15 protein-coding genes are annotated in these 16,458 nt (G+C 63.6%); 10 read left to right on the plus strand and 5 right to left on the minus strand.

All coding sequences use genetic code 11. From position 1 onward, the window contains the following. Window positions 1-21: 21 nt before the first annotated feature. A complete protein-coding gene (locus BMY38_RS07245) occupies window positions 22-1,122 on the plus strand; it encodes an ABC transporter ATP-binding protein (RefSeq protein ID WP_092761385.1) in 1,101 nt (366 codons plus the stop codon). A gap of 64 nt (window positions 1,123-1,186) precedes the next feature. Continuing rightward, on the plus strand, window positions 1,187-2,248 hold the full coding sequence (locus tag BMY38_RS07250) for a hypothetical protein (RefSeq protein ID WP_092761387.1): 1,062 nt from the start codon (window positions 1,187-1,189) through the stop codon (window positions 2,246-2,248). Here BMY38_RS07250 and hpt read toward each other — a convergent pair. Continuing rightward, window positions 2,239-2,790 (minus strand): hypoxanthine phosphoribosyltransferase, encoded by a 552-nt coding sequence (gene hpt / locus BMY38_RS07255; protein ID WP_092761389.1) that lies wholly within the window; start codon window positions 2,788-2,790, stop codon window positions 2,239-2,241. The two genes, BMY38_RS07250 and hpt, sit on opposite strands and share 10 nt — an antisense overlap. 70 nt (window positions 2,791-2,860) lie before the next feature. Between hpt and BMY38_RS07260 the strand changes: the two genes are divergently transcribed. Then, entirely contained in the window at window positions 2,861-3,328 is a 468-nt protein-coding gene (locus tag BMY38_RS07260) for a type II toxin-antitoxin system RatA family toxin (protein ID WP_092761391.1), read from the plus strand. Here BMY38_RS07260 and BMY38_RS07265 read toward each other — a convergent pair. The 3 genes from BMY38_RS07265 to BMY38_RS07275 are packed head-to-tail and all read right to left on the minus strand — an operon-like array spanning window position 3,295 to window position 5,410. Next, the gene (locus tag BMY38_RS07265; RefSeq protein ID WP_245737540.1) at window positions 3,295-3,780 is read right to left on the minus strand and encodes a CinA family protein; all 486 of its coding nucleotides are present in this window, start codon (window positions 3,778-3,780) and stop codon (window positions 3,295-3,297) included. The genes BMY38_RS07260 and BMY38_RS07265 overlap by 34 nt on opposite strands. Further along, complete coding sequence (locus tag BMY38_RS18375) at window positions 3,777-4,283, minus strand: phosphatidylglycerophosphatase A family protein (protein WP_092761395.1); 507 nt, start codon at window positions 4,281-4,283, stop codon at window positions 3,777-3,779. The genes BMY38_RS07265 and BMY38_RS18375 overlap by 4 nt, the downstream gene beginning before the upstream one ends. Beyond that, entirely contained in the window at window positions 4,280-5,410 is a 1,131-nt protein-coding gene (locus BMY38_RS07275) for a bifunctional 2-C-methyl-D-erythritol 4-phosphate cytidylyltransferase/2-C-methyl-D-erythritol 2,4-cyclodiphosphate synthase (protein WP_092761397.1), read from the minus strand. The genes BMY38_RS18375 and BMY38_RS07275 overlap by 4 nt, the downstream gene beginning before the upstream one ends. 205 nt (window positions 5,411-5,615) lie before the next feature. Between BMY38_RS07275 and dusB the strand changes: the two genes are divergently transcribed. From dusB to ntrX, 5 genes are all read left to right on the plus strand, one after another. Then, a complete protein-coding gene (gene dusB / locus BMY38_RS07280) occupies window positions 5,616-6,620 on the plus strand; it encodes a tRNA dihydrouridine synthase DusB (RefSeq protein ID WP_281243210.1) in 1,005 nt (334 codons plus the stop codon). Continuing rightward, window positions 6,617-7,693 carry a two-component system sensor histidine kinase NtrB gene (locus tag BMY38_RS07285; protein WP_092761399.1) on the plus strand — a complete coding sequence of 359 codons (1,077 nt, stop codon included), beginning with the start codon at window positions 6,617-6,619 and terminating at the stop codon, window positions 7,691-7,693. Before dusB ends, BMY38_RS07285 begins: the two co-directional genes overlap by 4 nt. 5 nt (window positions 7,694-7,698) lie before the next feature. Next, window positions 7,699-9,063 carry a response regulator gene (locus BMY38_RS07290; RefSeq protein WP_092761401.1) on the plus strand — a complete coding sequence of 455 codons (1,365 nt, stop codon included), beginning with the start codon at window positions 7,699-7,701 and terminating at the stop codon, window positions 9,061-9,063. 173 nt (window positions 9,064-9,236) lie between these two features. After that, the gene (locus tag BMY38_RS07295; RefSeq protein WP_092761403.1) at window positions 9,237-11,372 is read left to right on the plus strand and encodes a sensor histidine kinase NtrY-like; all 2,136 of its coding nucleotides are present in this window, start codon (window positions 9,237-9,239) and stop codon (window positions 11,370-11,372) included. 3 nt (window positions 11,373-11,375) lie between these two features. Beyond that, the gene (gene ntrX, locus BMY38_RS07300; protein ID WP_092761405.1) at window positions 11,376-12,770 is read left to right on the plus strand and encodes a nitrogen assimilation response regulator NtrX; all 1,395 of its coding nucleotides are present in this window, start codon (window positions 11,376-11,378) and stop codon (window positions 12,768-12,770) included. 10 nt (window positions 12,771-12,780) lie between these two features. Here the strand turns inward: ntrX and BMY38_RS07305 are convergent, their stop codons facing one another. Beyond that, window positions 12,781-13,209 (minus strand): hypothetical protein, encoded by a 429-nt coding sequence (locus BMY38_RS07305; protein ID WP_092761407.1) that lies wholly within the window; start codon window positions 13,207-13,209, stop codon window positions 12,781-12,783. Window positions 13,210-13,385: 176 nt separating this feature from the next. Between BMY38_RS07305 and trkA the strand changes: the two genes are divergently transcribed. Together trkA and BMY38_RS07315 are read left to right on the plus strand one after the other, a co-directional pair. Further along, window positions 13,386-14,768: a Trk system potassium transporter TrkA gene (trkA, locus tag BMY38_RS07310; protein WP_092761409.1), complete on the plus strand. Its 1,383-nt coding sequence runs from the start codon at window positions 13,386-13,388 to the stop codon at window positions 14,766-14,768. 79 nt (window positions 14,769-14,847) lie between these two features. Continuing rightward, window positions 14,848-16,359 (plus strand): potassium transporter TrkG, encoded by a 1,512-nt coding sequence (locus tag BMY38_RS07315; protein ID WP_092761987.1) that lies wholly within the window; start codon window positions 14,848-14,850, stop codon window positions 16,357-16,359. Window positions 16,360-16,458 lie beyond the last annotated feature (99 nt).

Raw genomic sequence — 16,458 nt, forward strand, 5'->3', positions numbered from 1 at the left:
ACGGATGATGGAGGGACGATCATGGCGAACCTGAAGCTGACCGATGTGGCCAAGACCTACGGCGGCAAAGTCGAAGTCCTGAAAAACATCGATCTGGACATCAAGACGGGTGAGCTGATCGTCTTCGTCGGCCCGTCAGGTTGTGGCAAGTCGACCCTTCTGCGGATGATCGCGGGGCTGGAAAAGATTTCGGGCGGCACGCTGGAAATCGACGGGCAGATCGTCAACGACATCCCGCCATCGCAGCGTGGCATCGCCATGGTGTTCCAGTCCTACGCGCTCTACCCGCACATGACGGTGCGCGACAACATGGCCTTCGCCCTCGGGATCGCCAAGATGCCGAAGGACGAGATCAGGGCCGCGGTCGACGCCGCCGCCAGCAAGCTGCAACTGACGGAATACCTCGACCGCCTGCCCAAGGAGCTGTCGGGTGGTCAACGCCAGCGCGTCGCCATCGGGCGCGCCGTCGTGCGCAGCCCCAAGGTCTACCTGTTCGACGAGCCGCTCTCGAACCTCGACGCCGCGCTGCGCGTCGCCACCCGCATCGAGATCGCCCAGCTCAAGGAACAGATGCCCGACTCCACGATGGTCTACGTCACCCACGATCAGGTCGAGGCGATGACGCTGGCCACCCGCATCGTCGTGCTGGCCAACAAGGGCATCGCGCAGGTCGGCACCCCGCTTGATCTGTACGAGCGTCCCAATTCCGAATTCGTCGCGCAGTTCATCGGCTCGCCAGCGATGAACCTTGTCGCCGGTGAAATCGTCGGCACCGGGCCGGTCACGACGCTCAAGGTGCATGAAGGCGGCGGGACGATTACCTCGAACGTGCCGTCCGAGGCCGAGGACATGGGCGCGCAGGTCAATGTCGGCTTCCGCCCCGAAGACGTCGTGCAGACCGATGGCGACGCCTATGCCTATGAAGGTGAAGTCGAAATCCGCGAGTCGCTGGGCGAGGTCACCCTGATCTATTTCAAGCGCAGCGCCCCCGAAAACGATGCGGTCATCGCCAAGCTGCCCGGCATCCATACCGGGTTGCGCGGCAAAACCCTGCGCCTGACCGCAGATCCGGCGAAAGTGCATGTATTTCGAAACGGAGTGTCTCTGCTTTACCGACAATAGGCCCGATTTTGGCCTGATTGCAGAACCAGTATGGCGCGGAGTTTTCCGTCTGCCCGAGGTTCCGATGGCTGTTCTGCGTTTTATCTATGCCTTGTATCTGCGTCTGACCGGCCTGGGCCTGTTGTTCATGGTGTTCGTTTATTTCGGACTGAAAACGAATGCCGGCAACAACCTCGGCGTGACAATTCCTCCGGTTGAACTTTGGGTGCAGGCCACGCTGGCAGGGCTCGGTGTGTTCCTGTTGATCCCTTGGTGGCTGCCACGAGGCCTCCGCCGTCCGACGCAGGGCCGCGATCTGATCTGGCTCTCGGTGCATGGCATTATCGTTGTCGTCTACCCGCTTCTGTTAGAGCCGATGCTGGCCGCGATCCTCGCGCTTCCCGATATTCCGCTTACTGCCGCCCAGCAGAAGTCGGCCTCCCCGATGTGGTCACTCTTCATTCCATTCGGTCTGATGCTGCTGCTGGTCATGCCGGATATGCGTCGGCAGAAACCGCCGCGCCCCGACCCGAACGACCCAGCCCGTGCCATCCCGGTGGCCGAGCGCAAGCCGGTCCCGATCGCAGACTTCAACAAGAAGCTTCCTGCCATCGGCGGCGCGATGAAACTCTACGTTGCCGCAGACTGGCTGATCCTGCGCCTTCTGGGGCTGGGACTGATGGGCACGGCCTATCTGCTGTGGGACATGATTTCGACGGGTCGCACCTTTCAGGCCGGGCAATTGGCCTTCGGCAACGATCCGACCCGCGCCATGTATGCCTATGCCGCGGTCGGTGCGATCATTGCCCTGCCGTTTCTGCTGCCGCGCCGCATCGCGGCACCGCGACATGTCGGCTTTGGCCTCGTAAAGGCAGTAATCCTCGTGGCTGTGGCCTTCGTGCTGATCACACCGCTGAGCGTTGCAATCGAACTGTTCGCGCCCGAAGCCTATCGCCCGACGCTGATCGCGACCGTGCCCAACCTGTTCAAGGCCATTGCCGGCATCGCCGTCACCTCGGTCCTGCTGATCGCCTTCTTCCGACAGCTCAACACCCTGCCTGCGGTCGACTACAAGGGCGATCCGAAAGTCTCGCTCAGCCAGCAACAGCTCCATGATCTGCGACTGGCCCGCATGGGTCAGCCCTGAACCGCATCCCCGGTCATCCGCACCGCTCCGATATAGGGCAGGTTGCGGTTCCGCTGGGCATAATCGATGCCATACCCCACGACGAAGGCATCGGGAATCTCGAACCCTGTCCACGTCGCGCGAATGTCCACTTCACGCCGCGTCGGCTTGTCCAGCAGGGCGATTGTCTCCAGCCGGGCCGGATGACGGGACCGCAACATCTCCGTGACCTGGTTCAGCGTGTGGCCGGTATCGACGATATCCTCGACCACCAGCACGTCGCGCCCGCCGATCTCGCCGCGCAAGTCCTTCAGAATGCGCACCTCGCGGCTGGATTCCATTGCGTTGCCATAGCTCGACGCCTCCAGGAAATCGACTTCGACCGGCAGGTCCAGCTCCCGCACCAGATCGGCGATGAACACGAATGATCCGCGCAGCAACCCCACCACGATCAGTTTGTCGGTCCCCGCAAATCGCATCTCGATCTCGCGCGCCAACTCTTCGATCCGCGCGGCGATGGATTTCGCGCTGATCATCTGGTCGATCACATAGCTTTCGGTCATGTTGCTCCCCCCGGACCTTCCGGTCTAGACGCGCGTTAACACAAGGATGATCCCCAACCCAAGAGGCACGATGCCCCGCCATTCCGAGACCCGAGATCTGCCTTATTCCGCCCAGCAGATGTACAATCTGGTGGCAGATGTCGCCCGATACCCCGAATTTCTGCCCTGGACCGCTGCCGCCCGCATCCGGTCGCGCGATGGCGGACCCGAAGGCGAAGTGATGCTGGCCGACCTGGTGGTCAGCTTCAAGGTGTTCCGCGAAAGCTTCGGGTCCAGGGTCGTCCTGTGGCCATCGGAGTATCGGATCGAAACGGAATATCTGGACGGTCCTTTCAAGCGCATGGATTCCGAATGGCGCTTCGAGCCGATTGACGGCGGTTGCCGCGTGCATTTCTGGATCGATTACGAGTTTCGCAACGTCATCATCGGTCGGGTCGTCGGCGTCGTCTTCAACGAAGCGATGCTGCGGGTAGTCGCGGCCTTCGAAAAACGCGCGCGGGCGCTTTATGGCTCCGATCCGGGCACACCAACGGCCTGACCCAACAGCATCAACGCGTGATCCCGCGCCGCCAGGCGCACGGCATCCCGGCCCAGGGCGCCGAATTCCACCGTCTCCGTCCGTGTCTCGTCCGCCGTAGCTATTCCGAAACACACACGCCCCTCTGGCTTGAACTCCGATCCGCCGGGGCCCGCGATCCCGGTGATCGACACCGCGATATCCGCACCCGAGCGAGCGAGCGCACCCTGCGCCATTTCGCGCGCGACCTCCTCGGACACGGCGCCATGTGTGACCAGCGTCATCTGCGATACGCCCAGCATCGACCGCTTGGCCGGGTTGGAATATGTGACCGCCCCCCAAAGAAACATCTCCGACGATCCGGGCAAATCCGTCAGCGCGGCGGCGATCATCCCGCCGGTGCAGCTTTCGGCAGTCGCAATTGTCAGACATTTGACCCGTGCCGCCGCCAGCAGGTCCGCGACCCCACTCACAGATGCGCCAATGCAGCCAGCGCCACGACGCAAATGGCTGCCATTCCTCCGGCGATCGCATCGTCCAGCATCACACCCCAGGCATCCGTGCGCCGATCCATCCAGCCGACGGGACCGGGCTTCCAGATATCGAACAGCCGAAACAGCAGCAGTGCCGCAATCCATCCGGGCCAGAGACGTTCGACCGCAACCCCCGCATTCGCCGCGCCCCAGACCAGCGGCAGCAATGCGATCCATTGGCCCAGCACCTCGTCAATCACGATTTCCGATGGGTCATGGTCAGCCTGTCCGCGCGTTGCCGCAGCCGTCGCCCAATAGCCCAGCGGCAGGATCAATGCGGTCAGGACGGTGAACACCAGCGGCCCGCCCTGCATCGCCAGCCAGCCCAGCGGCAGGGCAGCCAGCGAGCCCCATGTGCCCGGGGCAGGGCGCAACAGACCGACGTATCCGACCGTCGCGACGGCCCTGGCGATCCTTTGATCACGCCCCACGTCGCCGCTCATGATTTCACCAGGGTTACAGTCGCCATGCAGGCGATCCCCTCGCCGCGCCCGGCAAACCCCAACCGCTCTGTCGTCGTGGCCTTGACCGAAACCCGGTCAAGTTCCAGTCCCATGATATCGCACAGTCTTTCGCGCATTGCCGTCGCGTGCGGCCCGATCTTGGGAACTTCGCAGATCAGCGTGGCATCGACATTTCCGATCCGATACCCCTGAGCGCGGGCCAGACCTGCCGCATGGGTCAGGAACACGGCGCTGTTCGTGCCCTTCCACTGCGGGTCCGAAGGCGGAAAATGCTTCCCGATATCGCCCATCGCCAGCGCCCCATAGATCGCGTCGCTGATCGTGTGCAGACCGACATCGGCGTCCGAATGGCCCTGCAGCCCACGCTCGTGCGGCACCCGCACACCGCACAGCGTCACGTGATCGCCCGGTCCGAACCGATGCACATCGAACCCGTTTCCGACCCTGATATCCATGTCCGTTCCGTGTCCCATAAGCCGCTTTGCCCGCGCGTAATCGCCCGGTGTGGTGATCTTGATGTTGTCCTCATCGCCCGCGACGATCGTGACGTCCAGCCCGGCGGCAAGCGCCACTTCCACATCGTCCGCAGCATCGCCATCGAAGGCATCATGCGCCGCACGCAAAGCTGCCGTATCGAACCCCTGCGGTGTCTGTGCGCGGTGCAACCCGGTGCGGTCCTGCACTGCCGCGACCCGGTCGTCCCCCAGCCACAGCGCATCCGTAACCGGCACCGCCGGAGCCGCCCCCGGCGCGTCGTTCAGGGCCGTCAGCACCCGACCGATCAACGCGGCCGACACCAGAGGCCGCGCCCCGTCATGGATCAACACACGACCCGTCTTCACCGCCGCAAGCCCCGCCCGGACCGAAGCGCCGCGTGTCGCACCGCCGTCAATCAACGTCGTGCCGGGCAGTATTGCGGCGACCCGCGCCCGATCTTCGGGCCGGATCACAACAATCACCTCGTCCACCAGCCCGCGGAAGGGCAGCACCGCCCGGGCCAGCACCGAAATACCGTCCAAATCGCCGAATTGCTTGGGGATATCGCCGCCGACCCGTGTGCCGGATCCAGCGGCGACAATCAGGGCGGTGGCGTCGGAGAAAGGCATGGGAATTCCGTTCAGTCGGTCGCGCCTTCCTATCCTTCGCCAGACAGACTCGGCAAGAAGATGGCGATCTGACAGGCATTCCTGTAACGTGTTGCCTAATTTTTGTGCATAGGGCATCGGTTCATCCGCAAGATGCAGGTCAGCCCTGCCAATAGGGACGTCCGTTTCGTAGCACTTCCCCTGGAACCGCCCGGAAAATCAGCACGTGCCTGAAAATACTGCAATCCCACTCGACCCCCGGCTGGCCGCTCTGGGCCTGACCTCGCCTGTCGCCTTGGCACCGATGGCCGGAATCACGGATTTGCCGACACGGCAGGTGGTCCAGAGCTTCGGGGCGGGTCTCGTCGTCTCGGAAATGGTCGCCAGCCGAGAGATGGTCGAGGCCAAGCCTTCGGTCCGTGACCGCGCCGAACTGGGCGCCGATGTCACCGGCACGGCGGTCCAGATCGCCGGCCGCGACGGCTATTGGATGGGCGAGGCGGCAAAGCTGCTGGCCGGGCAGGGCGCACGGATCATCGACATCAACATGGGATGCCCCGCCAAAAAGGTCACGGGCGGCCTGTCCGGATCGGCCCTGCTGCGCGATCATGACCACGCCCTGCGCCTGATCGAGGCAGTGGTCGGTGCCGTCGACCTGCCAGTCACGCTGAAGACCCGGCTGGGGTGGGACGACCACAGCCGCGATACCGCGGATCTGGCCCGCCGGGCCGAAGCGGCGGGCATCCGGATGCTGACAATTCACGGGCGCACACGGTGCCAGTTCTACAAGGGTGCCGCCGATTGGGGGGCCATCGCACCCATCGTGCGGGCCGTGGATATTCCGGTGCTGGCCAATGGCGACATCACCGACGCCGCCGCCGCCCGTTGCGCCATCGCGCAGTCCGGCGCGGCGGGCGTTATGGTCGGACGCGGCGCTCAGGGGCGGCCATGGGCACTGGCGCAGATCGCGCAGGCCCTGGGTCACGGGGCTGCACCGGATGTCCCGACCGGCTCCGGTCTGGTGCATCTCGTCACCGAGCATTACGCCGCGCTGATCGACTTCTACGGTGCCATTCTGGGCGGTCGCGTCGCGCGCAAGCATCTGGGCTGGTACATGGACGCGGCCGCGACGCCAGCGGATCTGCGCCGCCGCATCCTGACCGCGAATGCTACAGATGTTCCGGCCCTGCTGCCTGCCGCGCTGATCCCGGCGACCCGGTGCGCGGCATGACCGGCAGTCCCATCTGGCAGGCCCTGCCGATCCCGGCGCTTGTTCTGGACGCCGACGATCGGATCGACGCCGTCAACGGCCCGGCCGAGGGCTTCCTGAACCGGTCGGCCAAGCATCTGGCGGGCGCGGCCCTGCCGTCGCTGATGGACCTGGAAGACGGGCTGGCTGCCGCCACGACGCGGGTGCGCCGGACCTTCGCCCCGCTGACTCTGCACGATGCGACGGTGCGGCTGGGCCCGTCGCTTGCCGTGCGCTGCGACCTGCATCTGGCCCCGCTGGACAACGGTATTCTGATCCTGATCTCGCCTCAGGATATTGCCGGGCGGCTGGACCGGGCGCGCGATTCCCGCTCGGCGGCGCGCAGTGCCATTGGCATGGCCGAAATGCTGGCCCATGAAATCAAGAACCCGCTGGCCGGGATTACCGGCGCGGCTCAGCTTTTGGGGATGAACCTTACCGGAGAAGACGTTGAATTAACAGATCTTATAGTCGAGGAAAGCCGCCGCATCGTGAAACTCCTGGAACAGGTGGAGCAGTTCGGGAACCTGCGCCCGCCGCAATGCCGGGCCGTGAATATCCACGACATCCTCGACCGCGCGCGCCGCTCCGCCATGGTCGGATTTGCCGCCCACATGAACATTATCGAAGCCTACGACCCCTCGTTGCCATCGACTTGGGCGGACCCCGATCAATTGCAGCAAGTGTTTCTGAATCTTCTGAAGAACGCTGCTCAAGTGGCTGAACATGATGGTGAAATTACTATCAGAACCTTCTATGAACTGTCATTGCGTGTGCGTCGGCCGGATGGAAGCGGCGGATCGGTGCCGCTCCAGATCGAGATCATCGACAATGGTCCAGGCATCCCGCCGGAGCTGACCGGCAACCTGTTCGAACCTTTCGTATCCGGCCGCGAGAACGGCACCGGACTGGGCCTCGCGCTGGTCTCCAAGATCGTTCATGATCATGACGGCTGGATTTCGGTCGACAGTGTGCCAGGGCGGACGGTGTTTCGCCTGTCTCTGCCCTTGGCTCCAAAAGACATGAAGACCGACCTGCAAAGCACTGAGGAGTAACAAGAATGGACGGAACAATTCTGGTCGCCGACGACGACCGTACGATCCGCACCGTCCTGACGCAGGCACTGACCCGTGCCGGATGCAAGGTGCATGCCACGTCATCGCTGATGACGCTTCTTCGCTGGGTCGAGGAGGGCAAAGGCGATCTGGTTATTTCGGATGTTGTCATGCCGGATGGCAACGGTCTGGAAATGCTGCCAAAAATCAGTGCCGAACGACCCGGCCTGCCGGTGATCGTGATTTCGGCCCAGAACACGATCATGACCGCGATCCAGGCGACCGAGGCCGAGGCCTACGACTATCTGCCCAAGCCCTTCGATCTGCCCGACCTGATGAAACGCGCCGCCCGCGCCCTGGAACAGAAGCGTACCACCAGTCCCGCGACGGCCGAGCCGGAAAAGACCGACGACCTGCCGCTGGTTGGTCGCACGCCGCGGATGCAGGCGCTATATCGGATGGTCGCGCGGGTGATGAACAACGACCTTCCGGTTTTGATTACGGGTGAATCGGGAACTGGCAAATCTTTGATTTCCCATGCAATCCATGACTTCAGCGATCGCCGGACTCTGCCTTTCGTGATTGCGACCGGAGCGGATCTGGTCAGTTTCGATGGACCCTCGGACCTGTTGGCCAAGGCGCGTGGCGGCTCGATCCTGTTTGACGAAGTGGGCGATCTGGAACCTGAAATTCAGGCTCGCGTCGTGCGCCTGATCGACAGTCTTCCCAGCGACGGCCCCCGCATCATGGCGACCGCGCAACGCGATCTGACGCCCCGGCTGGACGTCGACGGGCCGGGTGGTTTCCGATCCGATCTCTATTATCGGTTGGCCGGGGCTCAGCTTGACGTGCCGGCCCTGCGTGAACGGGTCGACGATATTCCGCTTCTGGCGGCACATTTCCTGAGCCGTGCAGAACGCGACGGCGCCACCCTGCGCCGTTTCTCCGACGACGCCATGGCGCAGATTCGCGCGCATCCCTGGCCCGGCAATGTGCGGCAACTGGAGAATACGACACGCCGTCTGGTCGTGATGTCGCCCGCCGAGGAGATCACCCGCTCCGAGGTGGAACAGGTTCTGGGTACCTTCGCCGCCGGGCCGCGCGTCATTGCCGCGACCGACAAACTGAGCGAGGCGGTGGAAAAGCATCTCCGCCGTCACTTCGATCTGCAGGGCGGACAGCTTCCGGCCCCTGGCCTGTATCAGCGCATTCTGCGCGATGTCGAAGCCCCGCTGATCGAGATCGCGCTGGATGCGACCGGCGGTAATCAGGCGAAATGCGCCGATCTTCTGGGCATAAACCGCAATACGCTGCGCAAGAAGATCACCGATCTCGATATCCTCGTGACACGGCGGCGCAAATTGATGTAAAACCGCCACAGGCGTTGCAGATCGGGAACAACCCGGCAGGCAGTCGCGCGGTAAGACATTGAAATGAGGCTATTTTGCGGGCTTCTGCCAGCCACGTGAGCCCTGTGCCCCGCGCCATACTCTGGAGCGGTCGTCGGCAGGCACAGGCGATTCTGACGGTCTCCCTCGTGGTGATGGGGCCGGTTCTTGTCGTCCTGACGTTTCTGTCACTGGGTTTGCGGGGGCCTGATACGGGTGACCTGTCGTGGCTCCGCGCTGTCCTGCTGGCCGATCTGGTTTATATCCTGGCTGTCGCGGCACTGGTGGTCCGCCGTGTCACCCGGATGATCGCCGCCCGGCGCAACCGTTCTGCCGGGTCTCAGTTGCACCTGCGGCTGACCGGGGTGTTCACTGGCATCGCCCTGATCCCGACCATCCTGACCGCGGTTTTCGCCACGGTCACGATCAATATCGGTCTGGAAGGGTGGTTTTCCGACCGTGTCCGCAACGCGCTTGGCAATTCGGTTGAGGCCGCGCAGGCCTATGCGCAGGAACACCGCGATGGCCTGACCGAGGATGCACGCGCGTTGGCGGGGTATCTGAACGTCGCCAAGCGATCGCTGTTCTTCATGGCAGACGGCGATCTGCGACAGGTTCTTGCACAGGGACAGGAGCTGGTGCAGCGCGGCCTGGCCGAAGCCTTCGTCGTCGATGGTGCCGGCGAAATCCGCGCACGGGGCGACCGTTCCTATCTGTTCGACTTCGTACCGATCGACCCGCTGCGGTTGCAACAGGCTGCCGAAGGCTCTGTCATTCTGATGGAGGACAAGGATGTCAATGAGTTCCGCGCCCTTCTTAAACTGACAGCCTTCAATGATCGCTATCTTTACGTGTCGCGCACCGTCGACGGGGACATCCTGCAACTGCTGGATGAAACCCGCGAGACAGCCAAGCTCTATCAGCAGCTCGAACAGGATCGCGGTCGGCTGCTGTTCGAATTCGGGCTGCTCTATCTGGGCTTTGCGCTGATCCTGATCCTGGCGGCGACCTGGGCCGGAATGTGGTTCGCCGAACGCCTGTCGCGCCCGGTCGGGCGGCTGGCCGGCGCGGCACAGCGAGTCGGGCAGGGCGACCTCTCCGTTCGCGTCAAGGAGGAGGCGGGGGACGATGAAATCGCCATGCTGGGCCGTATCTTCAATCAGATGACCCGGCAACTGAAAGGGCAACGCGACGCGCTGGTCGAGACCAACATGCAGACCGAACGCCGCCGTCGCCTGTTCGACAGCGTGCTGGGATCAGTGACTGCGGGTGTCATCGGCTTGGACCCGGATGGCAAGATCGACTTCATGAACCGCTCGGCCCAGCGTTTGCTCGGCATCGACGGCGAACGCTATGGGGTGCTGCTGGATCAGGTCGTACCGGAATTCACACCGCTGTTCGAACGGCTGCGCGACGCCCGGTCCGAAACCATGCAGGAAGAGATCCGGCTGGCTCGGGGCGGACGGCTGGAGAACCTGCTGGTCCGGATCGCAACCCGCCCCGGTGCCGACGGTGCGGCCGAAGGTTACGTGGTGGCCTTCGACGACGTGACCGAACTGGTCTCGGCGCAGCGCATGGCGGCCTGGGGCGACGTGGCACGGCGCATCGCGCATGAGATCAAGAACCCGCTTACGCCGATCCAGTTGTCCGCCGAACGCCTCAAACGGCGCTTCACCCGCGAACTGGAGCCGGAAAGCGCCGAGAAACTGGGTGAGCTGACAGATGTGATCGTGCGCCAGACCAATGACTTGCGACGCATCGTTGACGAATTCAGTAAATTTGCACGCATGCCCGAACCCGAGCGCCGTCGCGGCGATCTGGCCGGGCTTCTGCGGGAGACCGTGATGTTGCAACGCGCCGCGCTGGACCCGGTGGAGATCGTCGAGGATATCCCCGCAGGCAAGCTGCAGGCGGAATTCGATCAGACGATGATGGGACAAGCCTTTACCAATCTCATCAAGAACGCGGGCGAGGCGATCGAGACGCGCGTGGAAAAGACGGGCGATGATTTCGACAAGCGGGTGGGTGTTTCACTGATCAACGACCCAAATGGCAGCCATTTGGAAATTCGCATCAGCGACAATGGCATAGGTCTTCCGGAAGACCGCGCGAAACTGTTCGAACCCTATGTGACGACGCGCGACAAGGGCACCGGGCTTGGCCTTCCGATCGTCAAGAAGATCATCGAGGAACACGGCGGCACGCTGGAACTGGCGGATGCCGCTCCGGATGCCACAGGTCATACAGGGGCGGAGGCCGTCATAAGGCTTCCCCGCATTGAGGAGAGTTAACACATGGGCGACATCCTGATCACGGACGACGAGGCAGATATCCGCAGTCTCATCGCGGATATCCTTGAAGATGAAGGATATTCCTGTCGAAAAGTGGGTACGGCAGATCAGTGCATGAGCGCGATCGAGGACGAGGCGCCCAGCCTGATGATCCTGGATATCTGGCTCAAGGGCAGCGACATGGACGGGATCGACATTCTGAAATCCGTGCGCCGCAGCCACCCGGATATTCCGATCATCATCATTTCGGGCCATGGCAACATCGAGATCGCGGTCGCCGCCATCAAGCAAGGGGCCTACGATTACATCGAAAAACCCTTCAACATCGACCAGTTGATGGTTGTCGTGGGCCGGGCGATGGAAACCTCGCGTCTGCGCCGGGAGAACAGTGAGTTGCGACGCAAGGATGCATCGTCCGCCGAGATGATCGGCCAGTCCGTCGCCTACAAGGGTCTGGTGGCGCAGCTTAAAAAGGTCATGAACTCGAATGGGCGCGTCATGCTGACCGGGCCTGCCGGTTCGGGCAAGGAGGTCGCCGCCCGTTACATTCACGCCAAGTCGAACCGCGCCTCGGCGCCGTTTGTCTCGGTCAGTTCCGCCTCGATCGAACCGGACCGGATGGAGACCGTGCTGTTCGGTCGTGAAAGCCCGGAAAAAGGCGTTGAACCCGGTCTTCTGGAACAGGCGCATGAAGGCGTCATCTATTTCGATGAAGTGGCCGATATGCCGCTTGGCACGCAGTCCAAGATCCTGCGGGTGCTGGTCGATCAGGCCTTCACACGGGTTGGCGGGACCGAGAAAGTCCGCGTTGACCTGCGGGTGATTTCATCGACCAACCGCGATCTGGATCATGAAATCCGCGCCGGTCGTTTCAGGGAAGAACTGTTTCATCGCCTCAATGTCGTCCCGATCCCGGTGCCCAGCCTGGAGGACCGCCGCGACGACATTCCCGTGCTGGCGGATCACTTCATCGCATCGCTGAACAAGGCGCAGGGCCTGCCGTTGCGGGAACTGGGCGAGGAGACCAAGGCCCTGCTGCAAACCATGCGCTGGCCCGGAAATGTCAGACAATTGCGCAACGTCATCGAGCGCGTGCTGATTCTGGGCGAGGGGACCGGCCCGATCGAGCCGACCGAACTGCCCAGTCCGAACAATGGCGGCGGCGATTCCGGCGACATGACACTATCGGGCAGCCTGGCGTCGGTGCCGCTGCGCGAGGCGCGCGAATTGTTCGAACGCCAATACCTGATGACGCAGATCAACCGTTTCGGTGGCAACATCAGCCGCACGGCAAGCTTCGTCGGGATGGAGCGCTCGGCGTTGCACCGCAAACTGAAGTCGCTGGGCGTGGTGACCAGCGCGCGCGGCGGATCACGGGTCGCGCGCGTCGACGACTAACAGCGGCGGATCATCGGGCGGGCGCGGCAATCCGGCCATTCGCGACACACAGGCCGGTCGTGTCGAACGGCTGACTTTGCAGTTGCGTTGCAGTGCGGGCCTTGCAGACGGGCAGGCTGCGCTGATTGTACCCGCGCCCGGCCATGCAGGCCGACACCGCGCGGTCGCGCAAACCGGCATTGGCATCGCGGTTGAATACGTCCGATCCGTTTTCGACACCGACGCAGATACCGCTGCGACAGCCACCCGCCCCGATGGTGACACGGGGCGAGGTGTCGATCCTGCGGTCAGCGGGAAAATCGCGACGGGCCTTGGCGGCGCAACTAAGGTAATCCTGCTCGGCGGTCAGGGCTGGCGTTCCGGGTTTGAGCCAGACGGGCTGCGTGGGACCGGCCCCGCAAGCGCTCAGCGCGATCAGGATGGGTAACGTGTACTTCATGGCTTCTTACCTAGCAGCCGCGACAAAGCTGGCAATCACTCGGGGCAGGCTTTCAAATGTCAGACATTTGATTTCGACCTGTTGACCAAATGTCAGACATCTGCTGGCCCCGTTGACCCGCACCGCCGGGCAGGCTTATCCATTGCCTTCTGTATCCGGGCCGCAAAGGGCGCACTATGAAGGTCATCATCTGTGGCGCAGGGCAGGTCGGTTGGCAGATCGCGCGCCATCTGGCGGGTGAACGCAATGACGTCACCGTGGTCGACAACAACCCCGAACTGGTGCGCCGGGCCACCGATACGCTGGACGTGCAGGGCATTACCGGCTTTGCCAGCTATCCGGACGTGTTGGAGCGGGCCGGGGCCGAGGACGCCGACATGCTGATCGCCGCGACCCATTCGGACGAGGTCAACATGGTGACCTGTCAGGTGGCGCATTCGATCTTTACCGTGCCGCGCAAGATCGCCCGCCTGCGGGCGCAATCCTACCTGTCGGCTGTGCGCGCGGATCTGTATCGCCGCGACCACCTGCCCATCGACGTCGTCATCAGCCCCGAGAGGGAGGTGGCGCAGGCCGCGCTGCGCCGCCTGCGCGCGCCCGCAGCCTTCGATGTCGAGGAATTCATGGACGGAAAGGTGCAATTCCTTGGTCTGCAACTTGATGAAGACTGTCCGGTTCTGGACACACCGCTGCGGCAATTGTCTGAACTTTTCAGCACGTTACGTGCCGTTGTTGTGGGTGTGCGTCGGCAAAACCGGCGCCTGTTCGCGCCCGATCCCGGCGATCAGCTCAAGGCGGGCGATCAGGTCTATATCCTGACGCATTCCGACGATCTGAACCGCACGCAGGAGATTTTTGGCAAGAAGGTCCGCAAGCAGGAACGCGTCGTCATCATCGGCGGCGGCAATGTCGGCCTGGCCGTGGCCGAGGCGCTGGAGGCGGCCCCCGAACGCATCCGCGCCAAGATGATCGAGCGGGACCGCAAATCCGCCGAGCGCGCGGCCGAAGCGCTGGAGCGGACGATCGTCCTGTCGGGCGACGGCCTGGACATCGATCTTCTGCGCGAAGCGAACATCGACCGTGCGGATGCCGTGCTGACGGTAACGGACGACGACAAGACCAATCTGCTGGCTGCCGTGCGCGCCAGGGCCGCGGGGTGTTCCAAGACCATCGCGCTGATCAACGATCCGACGCTGGTGCCGCTTCTGGAACCGCTGGGTATCGACGCCTATGTGAATCCACGGCAGACGACCGTGTCGTCGATCCTGCGGCATGTTCGACATGGCCGGGTCCGCAACGTCTATTCCGTCGGCGATGCCGAGGCCGAGGTGATCGAGGCGCAGGTCTTGTCCACCTCGCCCATGACCGGTCGCATCATCAGCGAAATCGACTTTCCCGAAGGCGCATTGGTCGGCGCCATCCAGAAATCCGGCGGGCGCGTCATCCGGCCGGAAGGCAGCACCCGCATCGAGGAGGGGGACGTGGTCGCGATCTTCGCATTGTCCTCCGACATCCCGGAAGTAGAGCGGCTGTTGCAGGTGCAGGTGGACTTCTTCTGATGCGCCGGTTTCTGACGCCCCGCACCGTGACGGACCCGGACGGCAGCTTCACAGTGCGGACGCCGGCGCAGTGACCGGCATGTTCCGCCGCGTGCCGCTGATCGTCAAGCTCTCGGCGGTGTTTGCGGCGTCGATGTATATTCCGGCACTGCACGCACTGACCCTCAGGGCGCACCACGAGGCACAGGCCTTCTTCTATACCGGAACGCTTCTGCTGGCGCTGCTGGCGGCGATCGCCGTGGCGACGGCGCGCGACCGCTCGCGCAATGCGACGCGCAGCCATCTGATCGCGTTGCTGTCGGCTTTTACCCTGCTGCCCCTGATGGCCGCGCTGCCGCTGGGCCGCATCGTCTCGAACACCCGCGCCATCAACCTCTATGTCGAAATGGTCGCCGCCATCACCACCACCGGCGGCAGTCTGTTCTCGCCCGACCGCCTGTCGTCGACGGCGCATCTGTGGCGGGCAATGGTCGCATGGCAGGGCGGCATGATCGTATGGGTCGCGGCCATCGCGATCCTGGCCCCTCTGAACCTGGGTGGCTTCGAAGTGGCCGAGGCGAACACGACGCGGCGCGCTGAAACCCGTTCCACCCGCGATCTGGCGCAGGCCATCGAGCCCGAATCGCGGGTCCGCAGGGCAGTGTCGACGCTGGTGCCGGTCTACGTCTCGCTGACGGTGATGCTATGGGGCATTCTCGTGATCGCGGGGGAAAACGGGACGACCGCCCTGATCCATGCCATGTCGACGATGTCGACATCGGGTATCACCGACGGCACCAAGATTTCAGGCAGCGGCGCGGGCTGGCCGGGCGAGGTGGCCGTGGCGGCCTTCCTGATCTTCGCGATCACCCGGCAGGCCTTCACGACGGACATGAACCGCGATCACATGCGCAATCTTGCCAATGACCGGGAGCTTCGGATCGCGGGCATGATCGTCGGCACGGTGACGGTCGTCCTGTTCGCCCGTCACTGGATCGGCGCCTACGAGGTGGGTCGCGCGGACGATGCGCGTGCCGCCGTCGGCGCGATCTGGGGGTCGGCCTTCACCGCGCTGTCCTTCCTGACGACAACCGGATTCGAAAGTGCGCAGTGGCAGGCGGCGCAGGCCTGGTCGGGTCTGGGCGCGCCTTCGGTCCTGTTGCTGGGTCTGACGATCTTCGGGGGCGGGGTCGCGACCACGGCGGGCGGTGTCAAGCTGCTGCGCATCTATACGCTCTATGCGCAGGGCCGCCACGAGATGAACATGCTGGTCCATCCGCATTCCGTCGCGGGCAACAGCGGGGCTGTGCGCCGCATTCCCCCCGGCGGGATCGAGGCGGCCTGGGTGTTCTTCATGCTGTTCGCCACCTCCATCGCGGCCGTGACGCTGGCCCTGACACTGACCGGCCTCGATTTCGACGGCGCGCTCGCCCTGGCGGTGGCCTGTCTGACGACGACCGGACCGCTCGCCGAAATCGTGCTGGGCGGGCAGGGGGCGATGAATGCCCTGCCCGATATGGCCAAGATCGTCTCGGCCCTGGCCATGGTGCTGGGCCGCCTGGAAGCGCTTGCGTTTATCGCACTTCTGAACCCGGAATTCTGGCGCGATTGATCGACCGGGGACGTCCTGCGGTGGCGGCCCGACTGTCGTTTCGGCAACGCCCTGTCACGCCACGTCAGAATCCTGCGGATCAGGGGTGGAAACTTCATC

This window comes from Jannaschia helgolandensis (genome assembly GCF_900109285.1).
Lineage (GTDB): Bacteria > Pseudomonadota > Alphaproteobacteria > Rhodobacterales > Rhodobacteraceae > Jannaschia > Jannaschia helgolandensis.